Source organism: Curtobacterium sp. B8, from assembly GCF_000333315.1.
Taxonomy (GTDB): Bacteria; Actinomycetota; Actinomycetes; order Actinomycetales; family Microbacteriaceae; genus Curtobacterium; species Curtobacterium luteum.
In genome coordinates this window covers 1-1264 of the sequence record NZ_BACW01000693.1, presented here as the reverse complement: position 1 = coordinate 1264, position 1264 = coordinate 1, and the positions used below count along the sequence as shown (strand labels likewise).

1 protein-coding gene is annotated in these 1264 nt (G+C 71.9%); it reads left to right on the top strand.

Annotated features, from left to right (window positions below):
• The coding region (locus tag I59_RS23095; RefSeq protein WP_031274636.1) for an Ig-like domain-containing protein at positions 1-1264 on the top strand (1264 nt) is incomplete at both ends.

The window sequence follows — 1264 nt, the reverse complement described above, 5'->3', positions numbered from 1 at the left end:
GATCCGGACGGCACGGTGGGTCCGACACCGCGACCGTCCGGGTCACCGTGCGGCAGCCGTCCGAGAACGACGCTCCGCGGCAGGTCCGCGACACCAGCGCGAACGTCGTGCAGAACGGGCACGTCGTGACCAACGTGCTCGGCGACTGGGTCGACCCGGACGGCGACCCGGTGTACCTGAAGTCCGCGACGGCGTCCGACGGCGACACCGTGTCGACGACGCCCGACGGGCTCCTCGACTACCGCAACAAGAGCGGCCGGACCGGCGACCGCTCCGTGCAGCTGGTCGTGAGCGACGGCCAGGCCGACGGTCGCGGCTCCCTGACCGTCGCGGTCGCGAAGGCCGGCAGCGTCCCGCTCTACGCCGACGCGTTCCCGGTGGCGGGCTACGCCGGCAAGGCGTTCACCGTCGACCCGCTCGACCACGTCCGCGGCGGCAACGGGACGGTCACCCTGACGAGCGTGTCGTCGTCCAAGGGCCTCACGGTCACGCCGAGCTACGACTCCGGCACGTTCCGTGTCGTCGGCGCCGGAGCCGGCGACCACCAGCTCGAGTACACCGTGACGGACGGCTCGAAGACGACCAGCGGTGTGGTCCGGGTCACCATCCAGGCGCCGCCGGACGCCTCGACGCCGCCGATCACCACGCCGAAGACGGTCTTCGTCAACACGTTGTCGACGAAGGACACCGACGTCACGGCGACCGACATCGACCCCGCGGGCGGCGTGCTCCTCGTCACCGCGATCGACCAGCCGGACCGGGCGTCCGGCGTGCAGGCGAGCGTGCTCGACCAGCACACGGTCCGGATCACGCTGACGGCGCCGCTCGACGGTCCGGTCACGTTCGGCTACACGGAGACGAACGGACTCGCGTCGGCGACCGGCTCGATCACCGTCGTCGAGATCCCGAAGCCCGACCGCATCCAGCCGCCGGTGGCCCAGCCCGACACCGCCACCGTGCGGGTCGGGGACGTCGCGAACATCCCCGTGCTGGACAACGACACCCAGCCCGAGGGCGAACCCCTCACCCTGCAGCCGGACCTCGTCCAGAACGTTCCGGGCGACGGCGGCCTGCTCTTCGTCTCGGGCGACCACCTCCGGTACCTCGCACCGAAGACCCCCGGCAACTACACCGCGGTCTACCGCGTCGCCGGGCCCGACGGACAGTACGCCGACGCCACCGTGTCGATCTCGGTCCGCGACAAGGACACGGCGACGAACAACCCGCCCGTCCCGCAGACCGTCACGGCCAGGGTCGTCGCGGG